The following is a 16,588-nucleotide window of genomic DNA, read 5'->3' on the forward strand; positions in this document are numbered from 1 at the left end:
GGAGCGGGCTTGCTCGCTCCCACATTGATCCGGTTTCCACCGTGGTTTTGTGGTGTGCTTAGAGGCCAAGCAACGACAACATGATAAACGTCGCAAACAACACGAAGTGAGTCATGCCTTCAATGGCATTGGTTTCGCCGTCGTTGAGGTTGATAGCACTGACGAGCAGGGTCAGAAAAACCATCACCGTCTGCACCGGGGTCATCGCCATATGAAATGGCTGGCCGGTGTAGAGCGCCATCGCTTCCATCACCGGCACCGTCAAGATTACCGTCGACAGCGAAGCGCCCATGGCGATGTTGACCACCGACTGCATGCGGTTGGCCAATGCCGCGCGCAATGCGGTCAAAATCTCCGGCGCAGCGGAAATCGCCGCTACCAGGATCGCCGTGATCACCGGCGGTGCTCCCGTTCCTTCCAGCCCCAGGTCGAGGGTCTTGGACATCACCTCGGCCAAGGCGCCAATCACCACAACGCCAAATACCAGCGTACTGACGCTAAGCGCCACGTTGACCGGCTCAGGTTTGTCTTCCGGGACTTTCTTGCGGCGTTTTTCCGGATAGCTGTAGCTGAAAAAATAACTGTGCGGCCCGACCTGCATGCGCAAAAACAAGGTGTAGAGCACGATCATCGCGCCGATGGTGAACGCCGAATAAACCTTCCAATTCGCTTCAGGAATGAACTCCGGCACCACCATTGAAACCCCCATGGCAGTGAGGATCATCACGCTGTAGCTGCGCGCCGAGTCGTCGTTGTAGGACTGTTCGCCATGCTTGATCCCGCCCATCAAAGCGGCGAGACCGAGAATGCCGTTGATGTCGAGCATCACCGCCGAGTAAATCGTGTCACGCACCAGGGTCGGCGAGGCTTCGTTGCTCATCATGATCGCCAGGATCACCACTTCGACCAGCACGGCGGCGAGGGTCAGGATCATCGTGCCGTAAGGATCGCCGACTTTTTCGGCGAGCAATTCGGCGTGATGAGCCACGCGCATCGAGGCGACGACGATGAACGCGATCAGCACCAGCCCGGCGGCGAGCGCGACGGGTTGGCCGCTGTGCAACATCCACGGCTCTAGCGGGTACGCAACGACGGCGGCGAGAACGGCCAGCAACAGAAATTTTTCTTGCTTGAGGAGTGTGAGCATTGCGGGCCTTTTGCACAGTGGCGCGAAAACAGGGTGATGAGCTACTGACTGCGGGGCGGCGCTAACGTTTCGTTACACCTTAGCGCACCAGTGGATGGCAGCTGTGCTCGGCCATGCACTTTTATTGGCCTCAAGGCCCCCATCGCGAGCAGGCTCGCTCCCACAGGGGAACGCAACCCAATGTGGGAGCGAGCTTGCTCGCGATGGCCGCGACACGGTTTCGGCTTGATTGTTGTCCTGTTGGTCAGCAATTTGCATTGACCTCGCCAACCTCAAAACAAAATGGAGTTCGAGTTCATGCATAAACGTCCGTTGAAGAAGCTGTTGTGCGCCGTTGCGGCGGCTATCGGTCTGAGCGCCAGCCTGACCGCCAATGCCACCGACCCGCTGAAAGTCGGCTTCGTCTATATCGGCCCGATCGGTGACCACGGCTGGACGTATCAGCATGAACAGGGGCGCAAGGCACTCGCCGATAAATTCGGCGCGCAGATCACCACCAACTACGTGGAAAACGTCGCCGAAGGCGCCGACGCCGAGCGGGTGATCCGCAACATGGCCAAGGACAACTACGACCTGATCTTCACGACCTCTTTCGGCTACATGAACCCGACCCTGAAAGTCGCCAAGCAATTCCCCAAGGTGACCTTCGAGCACGCCACCGGCTACAAACAGGACAAGAACCTCGGCACCTACCTGGCGCGCACGTATGAAGGTCGCTACGTCGGCGGTTTCCTCGCGGCGAAGATGACCAAGACCAAGAAGATCGGCTACGTCGCCTCGTTCCCGATCCCGGAAGTGATCCGCGACATCAACGCCATTCAACTGGCTCTGAACAAGTACAACCCGGGCACCGAGATCAAGGTGGTGTGGGTCAACTCGTGGTTCGATCCGGGCAAAGAGGCCGATGCCGCCAACGCGCTGATCGACCAGGGCGTGGACGTGGTGTTCCAGCACACCGACAGCCCGGCGCCGATCCAGGCGGCCGAACGTCGCGGCGTGTATGCCGTGGGCTACGCTTCGGATATGGCGCACTTCGGGCCGAAGGCGGTGCTGACCTCCATCGTCAACGACTGGGGCCCGCACTACATTCAGGCGACCCAGAGCGTGCTCGACCACAACTGGAAATCCCAGGATTACTGGGGCGGCTTGAAGGAAGGCACGGTTGAACTGCCGATCAGCGACCTGGTGCCGGCGCCGGTGAAAGCCGAAGCCGAGCAAATCATTGCCGACATCAAGAGCGGTGCGCTGCACCCGTTTACCGGGCCGATCAAGGATCAGGCCGGTGTCGAGAAAATCGCGGCGGGGGCGACAGCGAGCAATGCGGAACTGGCGTCGATGAACTACTACGTTGAAGGCATGAAGGCTGAGATTCCGAAGTAATCCTTCATCCTTCAGCCTCAACACACCCCCCCTGTGGGAGCGGGCTTGCTCGCGAAAGCGGTGTGTCAGTTACGAAAATGCCGACTGACACTCCCTCTTCGCGAGCAAGCCCGCTCCCACATTGGAATTCCGGCGTTTATAAGGACTGCGCATGAATCAACTCCCGATCATCGACATCGCTCCGCTCTACAGCGACGACGCCCATACCTGGCAATCCGTCGCCACGCAAATCGACCGCGCCTGCCGCGACTGGGGCTTTTTCTACATCAAAGGTCACCCGATCAGCGCCGCGCGCATCGATGCCGTGCTCGACCACGCCCACCGTTTCTTCGCCCTGCCCGCCGCCGAAAAGCTCAAGATCGACATCACCCAGACCCAACACCATCGCGGCTACGGCGCCATCGCCACCGAGCAGCTGGACCCGAGCAAACCCAGTGACCTGAAAGAAACCTTCGACATGGGCCTGCACTTTCCGGCCGATCACCCGGAAGTACTGGCGGAAAAACCGCTGCGCGGCCCCAACCGCCATCCATCGATGCCGGGTTGGGAAGCGCTGATGGAGCAGCATTACGTCGACATGCAAGCCCTCGCCCAAACCCTGCTGCGGGCGATGACGATGGCGCTGAACATCGAACGCGACTTCTTCGATACCCGCTTCAATGAGCCCGTCAGCGTGCTGCGGATGATCCACTACCCGCCACGCCACACCGCCAGTTCTGAAGACCAGCAAGGCGCCGGCGCCCACACCGATTACGGCTGCATCACCCTGCTCTATCAGGACGCCGCCGGCGGCCTGCAAGTACGCAACGTCAAAGGTGAGTGGATCGATGCGCCGCCCATCGAAGGCACCTTCGTGGTCAACCTCGGCGACATGATGGCGCGCTGGAGCAACGACCGTTACCTGTCGACGCCGCACCGGGTTATCAGCCCGCTGGGGGTGGACCGTTACTCGATGCCGTTCTTCGCCGAGCCACACCCGGACACCGCCATCGAATGCCTGCCCGGTTGCCAGGACGAACTGCACCCGGCGAAATATCCGGCCACCACCTGCGCCGAATTTCTGCTCTCGCGCTTCGCCGATACCTACGCCTATCGACGGGAACAGGAAGCGGTGTGATGAACCGGTTGGTCAGGTTTTACCAATTGTTGCGGCGCGCATCTGTAGAATGCCGTCATTGCACCTGATGAGAATTCGAACATGTACGACTGGCTGAACGCCCTGCCCAAGGCAGAACTGCACTTGCACCTGGAAGGCTCGCTGGAGCCTGAGTTGCTGTTCGCCCTGGCCGAACGCAACAAGATCGCCCTGCCGTGGAACGACGTCGAAACCCTGCGCAAGGCCTACGCCTTTAACAACCTGCAAGAGTTTCTCGACCTGTACTACCAGGGCGCCGACGTGTTGCGCACCTCTCAGGATTTCTACGACCTGACCTGGGCTTACCTGTTGCGTTGCAAGGCGCAGAACGTGATTCACACCGAGCCGTTCTTCGATCCGCAGACCCACACCGACCGTGGTGTGCCATTCGAAGTGGTGCTCAACGGCATCGCTGCCGCACTTAAAGATGGCGAGCAGCAACTGGGCATCACCAGCGGTTTGATCCTGAGCTTCCTGCGCCACTTGAGCGAAGACGAAGCGCAGAAAACCCTCGACCAGGCGCTGCCGTTCCGCGATGCGTTCGTGGCTGTCGGCCTGGACAGTTCGGAGATGGGTCACCCGCCGAGCAAGTTCCAGCGTGTGTTTGATCGTGCCCGTCACGAAGGCTTCCTGACCGTCGCCCACGCCGGTGAAGAAGGCCCGCCGGAATACATCTGGGAAGCCATCGACCTGCTGAAAATCCAGCGCATCGACCATGGCGTGCGCGCCATCGAAGACGAGCGTCTGATGCAGCGGATCATCGACGAACAGATCCCGCTGACCGTGTGCCCGTTGTCCAACACCAAGCTCTGCGTGTTCGATCACATGTCCCAGCACAACATTCTCGACATGCTCGAACGTGGTGTGAAAGTGACCGTGAACTCCGACGACCCGGCGTACTTCGGCGGTTATGTCACCGAGAACTTCCACGCGCTGTATACCGACTTGGGCATGACCCAGGATCAGGCCAAGCGTTTGGCGCAGAACAGCCTGGATGCTCGACTGGTAAAGCCATAAGCATCACCGCATAACCATTGTGGGAGCGGGCTTGCTCGCGAAGGGGCCGTGTCAGTCAATATCAATGTCGACTGACACACTGCTTTCGCGAGCAAGCCCGCTCCCACATTTTTAGATCGGTGTCGCTTCAGTCAACTCTTCAAGCGTCTTGCCCCGCGTCTCCATCCCGAACACCCAAACCACCGCCGCCGCAATCGCAAAGCACATCGCCCCCAAGGCGAACACCCCGCCCTGCCCGGTTATCGGGAACACCAGCCCGGTCACCAACGGCCCAAGCAACGAACCGATGCGTCCAATCGCCGAGGCAAATCCTGAGCCCGTGGCCCGCGCCGAGGTCGGGTACAACTCCGGCGTGTAGGTGTAGAGCACCGCCCACATGCCGAACAGGAAGAATTGCATCAACAGCCCCGAGGTAATCAACAGGCTGACGTTGCCGCCAAATACCGCACTCTGGCCATAGAGAAACGCCATCACCCCGCCGCCCAGCAGCGTCACCACGCACACCGGTTTACGTCCCCAGCGCTCCACCAGCCATGCGGCCATGAGGAACCCGGGAATCCCGCCGAGGGAAATCAGCACCGTGTAATACACCGACTGGGTCACGGCAAAACCTGACTGTTGCAGCAAGGCGCTGAGCCACGACGTCAATCCATAGAAACCGAGCAAGGCGAAGAACCAGACGCTCCAGATCATCATCGTGCGCTGGCGGTACAGCGGCGACCAGATCTGCCGCAGCGCGGAAAAGAAGTGGCCCGGCGTACTTTCCACGCGCGGCAGGCGTATCGGCTCCGGCAAATCAGCACGCCCCAGCGACGCCCGGACTCGATCTTCAATGCGCAACAAAACCTTGTCCGCCGCCTCATGCCGCCCAGCCTGTTCCAGCCAGCGCGGGGATTCGGGAATGAAGAAGCGAATCGCCAGGACAAACACCGCCGGCACCGCCAACACCAGGAAGATGTCGCGCCAGCCGATCACCGGCAGCAAAAAGTACGACAGCACCCCGGCTGCGACAAAACCCAGCGGCCAGAACCCGTCCATCAACGCGATATAACGCCCACGTTTCTTGGCCGGAATCAGTTCCGAGAGCATCGACTGGGCGATGGGAAACTCCATGCCCATGCCGATCCCCAGCAGGACTCGGAACAAGGTCAGTGTTTCCACGTTTTGCGCCGTCGAGCACAAGTAACTGGCGATGCCCCACAACACGATGCTCCACTGGAACACCGGTTTGCGTCCGAAGCGATCGGCCAACATGCCGGACAACGACGCCCCCAGCACCATGCCAAAAAAGCTCGAACTGGCCAGCAACCCGGCCTGGGCGCTGCTCAGGCCGAACTCGGTTTTGATCGAGCCGAGCAGGAAGGTCATCATCGCCAGGTCCATGGAGTCAAAGAAAAACGCCAAGGCAATGATGATGAAAATGATGCGGTGATAGCCGCTGATGGGCAGCCGTTCCAATCGTTCTGCCGCGCTGAAGCCTCGTGTTTCCATGCCACATCCCCCCGTCCGAAAGTCCCCGGAACGAGTGTGCGCGATAGCGGCTGGGGGTTATTGCTGGATGCGACCTGCTCGCATCCCTGAACGACGCCCGAGACCTCAGACGTCGGTCTCGACGTGTCTAAAACGCCATTTCCAGCTCGGCCTCCTTGGCAAAGCGATGAACTTCACGCTGCCCGACAACAGTGATCTGCAAGGCTCGTGAGTCATTGGGCAGGCTCAACCAGCCAGACTGCATGAACAACTGCAACAACGCCGCGCCCAGCGAGCCTCCCAGGTGCGGGCGGCGTTCACTCCAGTCAGGGCAGGCGCAGGCGATTTGCGCGTTGCGGTGGGCCAGGGCCTGGATGAACACCCCCCGGCTGGCCAGTTGCGTGGCGCCCTTGTGGGTGACAACGACCCGCTGATCGAACTGCTCGATCCAGCCAGCATCCAGCAGACGCTGGAATAGATCGGCCGCCAGCGTGCCACCCAAATGGTCATCGCAGAGCCGGGCCTGCAACAGCGACGACGGCGCCGCCTGGCGCTTGGCCATGAGGCTGCCACGTTTGATCGTCTGCGCAATATCCCGAGGCATGCTGGCCAGGGAAGCGCTGGCCAGCGCTTCGACCGCCGCGCCGACTTCGGGGGCCGCCAGGCGGAAGAACCTTTTTCGCCCGCGCTCTTCGACTTTCAACAGACCTCCGGCGGACAAACGCCCCAGGTGTGCACTGGCCGAAGACGGCGACAGCCCGGCTAGCAAGGCCAGCTCTTCGGTATGCCGCGCCGAGCCATCCATCAAGGCCCACATCATTGCGCTGCGCTTGGGGTCAGCCAGCAACGTGGCGATCTGGCTAATGCAAGGTGCATGTTCCATGTATTCACTCCCTGTTGAATCATTTCGTCTACTGCTCACAGACATCTTGACCAGTAATATGTCGTCGGCCAAGACGCGTAAACCGCCATGAACCGGGTCAGGCAAACCACCCTCGCAATGTGTTCTGTCGAACAACCCGGGCCGACTCCCGGGCAAGGACGACAGGATTGTGAACGCGTCAGGGCCGGTTCGACCGTGCAGGCATGAAGCGGGCGCTAGTATAAGCGGGTTAACCGCTGGTTCCTGCCCTTGGGACGCTTCCGGTGCTGATAGTTCCTGACAGAAATTTCGCTATTTGCCTGCGACTATTGATCTACACCCGGTAGGGCTGGAAATTGACGCCCCAAATGCGCACATCGGCTGGCAAGCATTTCCCGCAAAAGGTTCACCGGCTTACTCAATTGCGCGCGATGAGCACACAGTAAATTCAGTGGTGCGCGCTCACAGAGCAACTCCGGCATCAGCACTTTCAAGCGACCGGCCAACACATCGGCAGCCACATCGAGCCAGGACTTATAGGCAATCCCCGCCCCCGCAACGGCCCACAGGCGCACCACGTCAGCGTCATCGCTGAAACGGTCACCACTGACCGTCAACCCGACTTCGCGCTTGCCATCGTGGAAACTCCAGTGATCGTGAACCCGGCTGCCGAGCATGAACAACAGGCAATTGTGTTGCGCCAGTTGCTCCAGTTGGCGCGGCTCGCCGTGCCGGGCCAGATAACCGGGCGAGGCGCAGAGGACCCGGCGGTTTTGCGGGGCGATGGGCAGCGCCACCAGGCTCGAATCTTCCGGCTCGCCGTAACGCAGGGCAATGTCCACCGGTTGGCGGAACAGGTCGGCGATGCGATCCCCCAACAGTAAACGCACAGTGAGTTTCGGATGTTCACGCTGAAATTCATCCAGCCATGGCAGCAACAGGTTGCGTCCGAAATCCGACGGCGCCGACAGTTGCAGCACACCGCTGACCTGATCCTGTCCGCTGGCCAGCAGACGGCGGCCCTCATCCAGATTGCTCAGGGCCGCCCGGGCATATTCCAGAAAGCCTTCACCTTCGGCCGTCAGGCGCAGACTGCGGGTGGAACGGGCTAGCAACCGCGCGCCGAGTTGCTGTTCGATGCGCTTCAGCGCCGCGCTGGCCACTGCCGCCGACATGTCCATCACCCGCGCCGCCGCCGACAGGCTGCCCAGGTCCGCCGCCCGGACAAACAACTGCAAGTCATCGAAACGCAGCATCTTCAGCCTCGATTATCAAAAAAATATTGAAAGAGAGTGCTCTTTTAGCGGGTTTTATCTTGCAGAGAAATAGCCAATCATCTGTCCCATCGAAATCACTCAGCGTCAGGAGTCGAACATGTCCCAGCCTTTTACCGCCATCGCCACCCTCATCGCCAAAGCTGGCCAGCAGGACGCCCTCGAACAGCACTTGCGAGCGCTACTGGAACCGACCCGCGCCGAGGCCGGTTGCGGTCAATACGACTTGCATCAGGATCTGGCCAACCCACTGGCGTTCTACATGATCGAACAATGGAGCAGCGACCAAGCCCTGCAAGCCCATGACGCCAGCGCCCACATCCAGAACTTCCGCGCCAAGGCCGGTGACTTTCTCGAACACTTCGACCTCAAGCGCCTGCGCACCCTGGCCTGATCCCTTCCTCTATTACTGTTCCGGAGCCCTCCATGAAAGCCATTGCCTATTACGCCGCCCTGCCGATCAGCGACGCAAAATCCCTGCAAGACATCGAACTGCCAGAACCGGTCCCCGGTCCCCGCGACCTGCTGGTGGAAGTCAAAGCCATCTCGGTCAACCCGGTGGACGCCAAGGTTCGGCAGAACGTCCAGCCTGAAGGCGGCGCGGCAAAAGTGCTGGGTTGGGACGTGGCGGGCGTGGTCAAAGCTGTAGGCAGTGAAGTGACGCTGTTCAAGACCGGCGACAAAGTGTTTTACGCCGGCTCCATCGCCCGGGCTGGCGGCAATAGCGAACTGCATGTGGTGGACCAGCGGATTGTCGGCCATATGCCGAAAACCCTCGGTTTCGCTGAAGCCGCCGCCCTGCCGTTAACCGCGATCACCGCGTGGGAATTGTTGTTCGAGCGCCTGCAAGTGCGCGAAGGCAAAACCGATGAAGGCCAGAGTCTGCTGATCGTCGGGGCTGCCGGCGGTGTCGGCTCGATCCTGACCCAACTCGCCAGGCAACTCACCGGGCTGAAGGTCATCGGCACCGCATCTCGCCCACAAACCCAGAGTTGGGTGCGTGAGCTGGGCGCCGATCTGGTGATCGATCACAGCCAGCCGTTGAGCGAAGAACTCAAGCGTGCCGGCGTTGGGCAGGTGACCCACGTCGCCAGCCTGACCCAAACCGATGAACACCTGGATCAACTGATCGAAGCCTTGGCGCCTCAGGGCAAACTGGCGCTGATCGATGATCCAAAGGCGCTGGACGTGACCAAGCTCAAGCGCAAGAGCATTTCGCTGCACTGGGAATTTATGTACACCCGTTCGCTGTTTGAAACGGCCGACATGATCGAGCAGCACAACCTGCTCAACCGCGTGGCCGGGCTGATCGATGCCGGCACGCTGAAAACCACAGTGGGCGAACACTTCGGCACCATCAACGCAACCAACCTGCGCCGCGCCCATGAACTGCTGGAAAGCGGCAAGTCCAAGGGCAAGATTGTGCTGGAAGGGTTCTAACCGCTCCCGCAGGAGCGAGGCTTGCCCGCGAAAGCGTCCTTGAGATCGCCATCGCGGGTAAGCCCGGCTCGACAAAAGGCTGCGATCTTTTGATCTTGCAAACCGTCAGTCCGAAGGTTGACCCTTGTCACAATTGCGATCGTATTCAGGTCTACAATCGAAACCTCTGCGACACCGTCTTTTACTGAAGGAGGTCAGCAATGAAGATCCTGATAAAAGAAGTGGCAACATCCCAATGGCAGGTCCGCCTGGACCAACACGCCGTCACGTTCCGCAGCGAAGCTGAAGCGCTCGCTTTCACCCGCACCCTTGAAGCGCGGCTTCTCGCCCCTCATAAAATCCCAGACCGCCAGCAGCGTGCCGCTGGCTGAGTCCTCATCACGCCTCTGCTTGGGCCAGCGCCCGGGCATTTTGCAAACGCCGGGTGAGCATCGCGACGCTCACCACCAGAATCCCGCACAGGCTGATGACCGTAGCCATCGGCATGGCGCTGCCATCGTGTAAAACGCCCACCAGTGCCGACGCCCCGGCGGCGATGCTGAATTGCAGGCAGCCGAGCAGCGCCGATGCACTGCCGGCGCGGGCGCCCTGCCCGTTCATGGCGCAGGCTGAAGCGTTGGGGAGGATGCAACCGAGGCTGGCGATGCAGACAAACAATGGAATCAGCAGCGGCCAAAGCTGTTCGGTGTGCAGTGAGCTGACAGCGAGCAATGTCAGGCCCGCGCCCAGATAAATCCAGACTGTGCGCGCCAGCAGGAACGCCGGGCCACGCTTGGCCAACAGTCGCGCGTTGACCTGCGCCACCAGAATGAAGCCCGCCGCGTTGGTGCCGAACAGCCAGCCGAAATGCTCGGCCGGCACGCCATAAAGCTTGATGAAGACAAACGGCGAACCAGAGATGTAGGCAAACATCCCGGCGACGGCGAGACCGCCGGTCAGGGCGTGGCCGAGGTAAACCGGGTCGGCTAATAAGCGACCGTACTGCCGCAATGCCCCTTTCAACGGTTGGCGCGGCACATAGTCCGGCAGGCTTTCCGGCAACCCGAGGGCCACGGCCAGGGCGGCCAAGGCGCTGAAGCAGGTCAACACCAGGAAGATCGACTGCCAGCCCGTGGTGTTGACCAACAATCCGCCGAGCATCGGTGCAAGAATCGGCGCCAGGCCCATCACCAGCATCAGTTGGGAAAAGACCTTCGCCGAGCCCACCGCATCACATTTATCACTGACCACCGCCCGGGAGATCACCATTCCCGCGCAACCGCCCAGCGCCTGGATGAATCGCGCACCCATCAGCCATTCCAGATTCGGCGCAAATGCGCAGGCCAGGGAAGCAGCGGTGAACAAGCCAACGCCAGTCAGCAACGGAATACGCCGCCCGAAACGATCCGCCACCGGGCCGTAGAGCAACTGACCAATGGACAAGCCAAGAAAATACGCGGCGAGCGTCATTTGAACGTGTTTTTCGTCGGTGCCGAACGCTTGCGCGATGGCCGGGAACGCCGGCAGATAGAAATCGATCGCCAGCGGACCGAAAGCGGTCAGGGCGCCAAGAATCAAAATGGTACGCAAGTTCATCGGGCATCCAGTTGGGCGTGGTTCGACAGCTCGACAGTCTAGCCGCGCGGGGACGCCTTGAACATTCCGATAGGTCGCTAACTATTAAAAACTGCTGGATGAACTCAAATCAATGTGGGAGCGGGCTTGCTCGCGATCGCGGAGTGTCAGTCGACATCGATGTTGAATGTGCCGGCCTCTTCGCGAGCAAGCTTTGCTCCTACAAAAGCAAATGTTTCAGGCGACTTTGGCTTCGTAGCCTTCTTCAGTGATCGCGGCGATCACCTGCTCGGTGGTCAGTGCGCTTTCGACGCCGACTTCCTTCGCCCCCAGATCCACGCGCACGCTGGCGGCCGGGTCCCTGGCTTGCAGGGCTTGGGTGATGGCCTTGACGCAGTGACCGCAGGACATGCCTTGAACGTTGAACACTTGCATGGGATGACTCCTGTAATGAGGCTTTTGGATGATCTGCCGGCAGTCTCGAGCTTGCCACCATGGCAAGGTCAAGTTCTGAAATAGACTGCCGGGCTGGCAATCGGCCGCGCGCTCGGCCAAGCTGCGTCCATCAATGACTCGACCTCTGGAGATTCAGCCATGCGCTGGTCAACTCTCAGCCTGTTTGGCTTCCTCAGCCTTTTCGCCGCCCTGCCTTCGGCCAACGCCGCCGGCGAGGATTACGCGGTTCTGATCATCTCGCGTGAGCGCCTGGAAGTGGCGACCTCCTGCGAGATTGGCGTGTACATACAGGACCAGCCTGTGGGGCGATTGCTGCAGGAGCAGACCATCTCGTTCAACCTGCCTCACGGCACGATTTCCGTACGTCTGAAGCTGGAACCCGGTCAAGTCCCGGGCTGCAGCCCTGGCATGCTGGCACCGCCCGCGCAGGAAATCACGCTCAAGGCCGGCGATGTCGTGAAGTACCGGATTGCGACGACGGCGAGAGGGATGTACCTGCGGCCGGCCGCTCTCGAGTATTGAGTCGCCTGTAAAAGATCGCAGCCTTCGGCAGCTCCTACGGGATTGGGTTACCACACCATCAATGTAGGAGCTGCCGAAGGCTGCGATCTTTTGATCTATTGATCTGGAACATGGCGCTTGACCTTGCCAGCATGGCAAGGTTGATCCTGTAGACACTTTCTACAGGGAGCGTGACCGATGTCCGAATCCACCACTTTCGACCTGCCGATTGTCGGCATGACCTGCGCCAGTTGCGCCGGGCGTGTCGAGCGCGCCTTGAGCAAAGTCATCGGCGCCACAGCCGTCAGTGTCAACCTGGCCACCGAGCAGGCGCGTATCCAAGCGCCCAGCGACAGCTTGCCTGCATTGATGGACGCGGTGCAGCAGGCCGGCTACAGCGTGCCGCAGCAAAGTCTGGAGTTGAGCATCGACGGCATGACCTGCGCGTCCTGCGTCGGCCGGGTCGAACGGGCGCTGACCAAGGTGCCAGGGGTGAAAAGCGTCAGCGTCAACCTGGCCAACGAACGTGCGCACCTCGAACTGCTCGGCCACATCGATCCGCAAATCCTGATCGCCGCTGTCACCAAGGCGGGCTACAACGCCAGCGTCTGGGAAGTCGAACACCCCACCGACAATCAACAGGCCCGCCTTCATCGTGAGCGCTGGATCTTGCTCGCGGCCATCGCCCTCGCCCTGCCACTGGTGCTGCCGATGCTGCTGCAGCCCTTAGGCGTGCACTGGATGCTCCCGGCCTGGGCACAATTCGCCTTGGCCACGCCGGTGCAATTCATCTTCGGCGCAAGGTTTTACGTCGCTGCCTGGAAAGCCGTGCGCGCCGGGGCCGGCAATATGGACCTGCTCGTCGCCCTGGGCACCAGCGCCGGTTATGGCTTGAGCCTCTACGAATGGGCCACCGCCGCCGGGCGTATGCCGCATCTGTATTTCGAAGCGTCAGCGGTGGTAATCGCCCTGGTGCTGCTGGGCAAATACCTGGAAAGTCGCGCTAAACGCCAGACCGCCAGCGCCATTCGCGCACTGGAAGCCTTGCGTCCGGAGCGGGCGATTCAAGTCATCGACGGCCGTGAACAAGATGTCGCCATCAGCGCCTTGCGCCTGAATTATCTGGTCATGGTCAAACCCGGCGAACGCTTCCCCGTGGACGGCGAAGTGGTGGAAGGCCAGAGCCACGCCGACGAAGCGTTGATCAGCGGCGAAAGCCTGCCAGTGCCAAAACAACCCGGCGATAAAGTCACCGGTGGTGCGATCAACGGCGAAGGTCGGTTGCTGGTTCGCACCTTGGCGCTCGGCGCCGAAACCGTATTGGCGCGGATCATTCGTCTGGTCGAGGATGCTCAAGCCGCGAAAGCGCCGATCCAGAAACTGGTGGATAAAGTCAGCCAGGTGTTCGTGCCGACGGTATTGGTCCTGGCCCTGGCGACGTTGATCGGTTGGTGGCTATACGGCGCACCGATCGAAACGGCATTGATCAACGCCGTCGCGGTGCTGGTGATCGCCTGCCCTTGCGCCTTGGGCCTGGCCACGCCGACCGCGATCATGGCCGGCACTGGCGTGGCGGCGCGCTACGGGATTTTGATCAAGGACGGCGAAGCGCTGGAGCGTGCCCATGAAGTCAGCGCGGTGGTCTTCGACAAGACCGGCACCCTGACCTCCGGTACCCCGCGCATCGCTCATTTGAGCGCGGTTGACGGTAATGAAGCGCCGCTGCTGCAAATGGCCGGCGCGCTGCAACGGGGCAGCGAACACCCGCTGGCCAAAGCTGTTCTGGATGCTTGCGCCGAGCGTGGGTTGATCGTGGCCGATGTCAGCGACAGCCAGTCGCTGACCGGACGCGGGATTGCCGGCACCCTCGACGGGCGTCGGTTGGCGCTGGGCAATCGTCGTCTGCTGGAGGAAAGCGCTTTGAGCGCGGGCTCCTTGGCTGATTCCGCAAAAGCCTGGGAAACCGAAGGCCGGACTCTGTCCTGGCTGATCGAGCAAAGCCCCGAACCGCGCGTGCTCGGCCTGTTTGCCTTTGGCGACACCCTCAAGCCCGGTGCCTTGCAAGCGGTGCAGCAACTCAACGCACGCAATATCAGCAGCCACCTGCTGACCGGCGACAACCGTGGCAGCGCCAAAGTAGTGGCCGACGCTTTGGGGATTAAAGATGTTCACGCTGAAGTCCTCCCGGCGGACAAAGCCGCCACCGTCGCCGAATTGAAGAAAACCGGCGTGGTGGCGATGGTCGGCGACGGCATCAACGACGCCCCTGCGCTGGCCGCCGCGGATATCGGCATCGCCATGGGTGGCGGCACTGACGTGGCGATGCACGCCGCCGGGATCACCCTGATGCGCGGTGATCCACGGCTGGTGCCGGCGGCGCTGGAGATCAGCCGCAAGACCTACGCGAAGATCCGGCAAAATCTGTTCTGGGCCTTCGTCTATAACCTGATCGGCATTCCGCTGGCGGCGTTCGGCTTCCTCAACCCGGTACTGGCCGGCGCGGCCATGGCGCTGTCGAGCGTCAGCGTGGTGAGCAATGCGTTACTGTTGAAAACCTGGAAACCCAAGGATCTGGAGGACAACCGATGAACATCGGCCAAGCGGCCCGCCACAGTGGCCTGAGCGCGAAGATGATCCGTTATTACGAATCCACAGGCTTGCTCAAGGCTGCCCATCGCACCGACAGCGGCTACCGGGTCTATGGCGATGATGACCTGCACACACTGGCCTTCATCAAGCGTTCCCGGGACTTGGGATTCTCACTGGAAGAGGTCGGTAAACTGCTGACCCTTTGGCAGGACCGCCAGCGGGCCAGCGCTGATGTGAAGGCACTGGCCCGTCAACACATCGACGAGCTGAACCAGAAGATCCGCGAACTCGGCCAACTGCGCGACACCTTGCAGGATTTGGTCGAGCACTGTCAGGGCGACCACCGCCCCGACTGCCCGATCCTCAAGGAGCTGGCGTCGGGTTGCTGCGCCGAGCCTGCTCGCGCCTGAGCGACAAGCCCTTCACCACCAGCAACGTGGTGAGGGGAATACCGTGGAACAACATCACCACCGCGCCGGGCGTCCACCAGGCATAGAACGGCGCGGCGATCAGCATGCCGATACCGAAGCCGGTCATTTGCAACAGCGTAAGGAAGCTGAAGATCGGCAGACGCAGGTGGTCCGGCTCACGTTGCAGGCGCGACATCAGACCGACTTCGGAAAAACCGTCGCCCAGCCCGGCCGGCAACGAGAACAGCAGCAAACCGTAAAGGGTCTGTTGCTGGAACATCAGGATGAAGCCGCAGGACATCAGCAGCACGCCGAAGAAAAACCGCCGCTCCAAATTGATGTTGTCCGAGCCTTTGAGACGGCTGGCAATCCGCGCGCCGATGAGTTTGCCGCTGGCCCAGACCGCCAGCATCAGACCCAACGTGGTACTGGCCGATTCCGGCGTCAACAGTCGGGAGATGATCGGGAACCCGACGTTGTGCGCCGCGCTGCCGAGGGTGTCGGCCATGGCGACTGCAAGCATCGCCGCCAGCACCGGAGCGGACCGTAACCCCTGAAGCAGCGCCGACCATTCCCCGCGTTCGGAATTCGATTCTGCAGCAGGAACGATTGCGCGAAATCGCAACGGCACAATCAACAACGCCGCCAGCAGATAGGTGACCACATTCAGTGCGAACACCGCTTCAAAGCCAAACGCCGCGACCACCAACCCCGCCACCAGACTGCCACCGACCATCGCAATGGACGCTGCCGAAGTGATCCAGGCGTTGGTCTTGAGCAAGTGTTCGCGGTCGATCAGGTTCGGCAATTGGCTGTTGAGGCCGATGGCGAACATCGAATTGCCAAACCCCAGACCAAACGCAATTACCGGCAGCAGCAATGCTTGCTGGGTCACCGGCAGAATCAATAACAAACCTAGAACCCCTGCACGCAACAGGTCGAAGGCAATCAGCGGCACACGGCCAGACCAGCGCCGATAGAACGTGGTGCCGATCAGACTGGCAAAAATCCCTCCGGCTACGCGGCTGGCGAGGAAGATCGCGACGCTCATGGCGCTGTTGCTGAGCACGTAGACGTAAGTGGCCAGGGCGACCATGTTGAGGAATGCACCGAAGTCGGAGATCAGACGAGCGGTGATGATGAGCTGGGCATTGCGCGTGGAAGGGATGTTCACAATCAATCCTTGAGTGTGGGTGTTTCGAGTGCCGCAGTATGTGGGAGCTGGCTTGCGCACGAAAGCGGTGTGTCCGTCGACTTCCATGTTGAATCTGCCGCACCATCGCGAGCAGGCTCGCTCCCACATTGATTGGCGGTGGGCACAAATGAGTATGAGCACCACACATCCCCTGTGGG

General features: G+C 60.9%; 16 protein-coding genes. 9 read left to right on the forward strand and 7 right to left on the reverse strand.

The genetic code is table 11. From position 1 onward, the window contains the following. Window positions 1-58: 58 nt before the first annotated feature. Window positions 59-1,147, reverse strand: coding sequence for a calcium:cation antiporter (locus AC1MEW_RS33735; protein WP_480425032.1), 1,089 nt, complete (start codon window positions 1,145-1,147; stop codon window positions 59-61). A 297-nt stretch (window positions 1,148-1,444) separates the two neighbouring features. Here AC1MEW_RS33735 and AC1MEW_RS33740 point away from each other — a divergent pair, with 297 nt between their 5' ends. The 3 genes from AC1MEW_RS33740 (at window position 1,445) to AC1MEW_RS33750 (ending at window position 4,679) form a co-directional block, all read left to right on the forward strand. Beyond that, complete coding sequence (locus tag AC1MEW_RS33740) at window positions 1,445-2,527, forward strand: BMP family ABC transporter substrate-binding protein (RefSeq protein ID WP_480425034.1); 1,083 nt, start codon at window positions 1,445-1,447, stop codon at window positions 2,525-2,527. A 151-nt stretch (window positions 2,528-2,678) separates the two neighbouring features. Then, window positions 2,679-3,644 (forward strand): 2-oxoglutarate and iron-dependent oxygenase domain-containing protein, encoded by a 966-nt coding sequence (locus AC1MEW_RS33745; RefSeq protein ID WP_480425036.1) that lies wholly within the window; start codon window positions 2,679-2,681, stop codon window positions 3,642-3,644. A gap of 81 nt (window positions 3,645-3,725) precedes the next feature. Then, window positions 3,726-4,679, forward strand: coding sequence for an adenosine deaminase (locus AC1MEW_RS33750; protein WP_322270480.1), 954 nt, complete (start codon window positions 3,726-3,728; stop codon window positions 4,677-4,679). Window positions 4,680-4,790: 111 nt separating this feature from the next. On the opposite strand, the gene AC1MEW_RS33755 is transcribed toward AC1MEW_RS33750, so the two are convergent. From AC1MEW_RS33755 to AC1MEW_RS33765, 3 genes are all read right to left on the reverse strand, one after another. Continuing rightward, complete coding sequence (locus AC1MEW_RS33755) at window positions 4,791-6,170, reverse strand: MFS transporter (protein ID WP_201200322.1); 1,380 nt, start codon at window positions 6,168-6,170, stop codon at window positions 4,791-4,793. Window positions 6,171-6,297: 127 nt separating this feature from the next. After that, the gene (locus AC1MEW_RS33760) at window positions 6,298-7,032 is read right to left on the reverse strand and encodes an ArsR/SmtB family transcription factor (protein ID WP_480425037.1); all 735 of its coding nucleotides are present in this window, start codon (window positions 7,030-7,032) and stop codon (window positions 6,298-6,300) included. A 305-nt stretch (window positions 7,033-7,337) separates the two neighbouring features. Further along, complete coding sequence (locus AC1MEW_RS33765) at window positions 7,338-8,267, reverse strand: LysR family transcriptional regulator (protein ID WP_201200318.1); 930 nt, start codon at window positions 8,265-8,267, stop codon at window positions 7,338-7,340. 118 nt (window positions 8,268-8,385) lie between these two features. Here AC1MEW_RS33765 and AC1MEW_RS33770 point away from each other — a divergent pair, with 118 nt between their 5' ends. The 3 genes from AC1MEW_RS33770 to AC1MEW_RS33780 all read left to right on the forward strand — a co-directional run bounded on the left by AC1MEW_RS33770 (window position 8,386) and on the right by AC1MEW_RS33780 (window position 10,096). Further along, window positions 8,386-8,679: a putative quinol monooxygenase gene (locus AC1MEW_RS33770; RefSeq protein ID WP_201256331.1), complete on the forward strand. Its 294-nt coding sequence runs from the start codon at window positions 8,386-8,388 to the stop codon at window positions 8,677-8,679. Window positions 8,680-8,711: 32 nt separating this feature from the next. Next, the gene (locus tag AC1MEW_RS33775; RefSeq protein WP_480425039.1) at window positions 8,712-9,725 is read left to right on the forward strand and encodes a zinc-binding alcohol dehydrogenase family protein; all 1,014 of its coding nucleotides are present in this window, start codon (window positions 8,712-8,714) and stop codon (window positions 9,723-9,725) included. A gap of 200 nt (window positions 9,726-9,925) precedes the next feature. Further along, the gene (locus AC1MEW_RS33780) at window positions 9,926-10,096 is read left to right on the forward strand and encodes a hypothetical protein (protein WP_201200314.1); all 171 of its coding nucleotides are present in this window, start codon (window positions 9,926-9,928) and stop codon (window positions 10,094-10,096) included. Window positions 10,097-10,103: 7 nt separating this feature from the next. On the opposite strand, the gene AC1MEW_RS33785 is transcribed toward AC1MEW_RS33780, so the two are convergent. Together AC1MEW_RS33785 and AC1MEW_RS33790 are read right to left on the reverse strand one after the other, a co-directional pair. Continuing rightward, window positions 10,104-11,300 carry a multidrug effflux MFS transporter gene (locus AC1MEW_RS33785; RefSeq protein ID WP_201200313.1) on the reverse strand — a complete coding sequence of 399 codons (1,197 nt, stop codon included), beginning with the start codon at window positions 11,298-11,300 and terminating at the stop codon, window positions 10,104-10,106. Window positions 11,301-11,516: 216 nt separating this feature from the next. Next, complete coding sequence (locus AC1MEW_RS33790; RefSeq protein ID WP_201200311.1) at window positions 11,517-11,714, reverse strand: heavy-metal-associated domain-containing protein; 198 nt, start codon at window positions 11,712-11,714, stop codon at window positions 11,517-11,519. 159 nt (window positions 11,715-11,873) lie between these two features. On the opposite strand from AC1MEW_RS33790, the gene AC1MEW_RS33795 reads away from it, so the two are divergent. The 3 genes from AC1MEW_RS33795 (at window position 11,874) to cueR (ending at window position 15,235) form a co-directional block, all read left to right on the forward strand. Continuing rightward, window positions 11,874-12,257 (forward strand): hypothetical protein, encoded by a 384-nt coding sequence (locus AC1MEW_RS33795; RefSeq protein WP_201200309.1) that lies wholly within the window; start codon window positions 11,874-11,876, stop codon window positions 12,255-12,257. Window positions 12,258-12,434: 177 nt separating this feature from the next. After that, the gene (locus AC1MEW_RS33800) at window positions 12,435-14,825 is read left to right on the forward strand and encodes a heavy metal translocating P-type ATPase (RefSeq protein WP_480425041.1); all 2,391 of its coding nucleotides are present in this window, start codon (window positions 12,435-12,437) and stop codon (window positions 14,823-14,825) included. Further along, on the forward strand, window positions 14,822-15,235 hold the full coding sequence (gene cueR, locus AC1MEW_RS33805; RefSeq protein WP_123598926.1) for a Cu(I)-responsive transcriptional regulator: 414 nt from the start codon (window positions 14,822-14,824) through the stop codon (window positions 15,233-15,235). Before AC1MEW_RS33800 ends, cueR begins: the two co-directional genes overlap by 4 nt. On the opposite strand, the gene AC1MEW_RS33810 is transcribed toward cueR, so the two are convergent. Then, the gene (locus AC1MEW_RS33810) at window positions 15,189-16,403 is read right to left on the reverse strand and encodes an MFS transporter (protein ID WP_201256334.1); all 1,215 of its coding nucleotides are present in this window, start codon (window positions 16,401-16,403) and stop codon (window positions 15,189-15,191) included. The genes cueR and AC1MEW_RS33810 overlap by 47 nt on opposite strands. Window positions 16,404-16,588 lie beyond the last annotated feature (185 nt).

The organism is Pseudomonas sp. ASL4 (genome assembly GCF_056680395.1).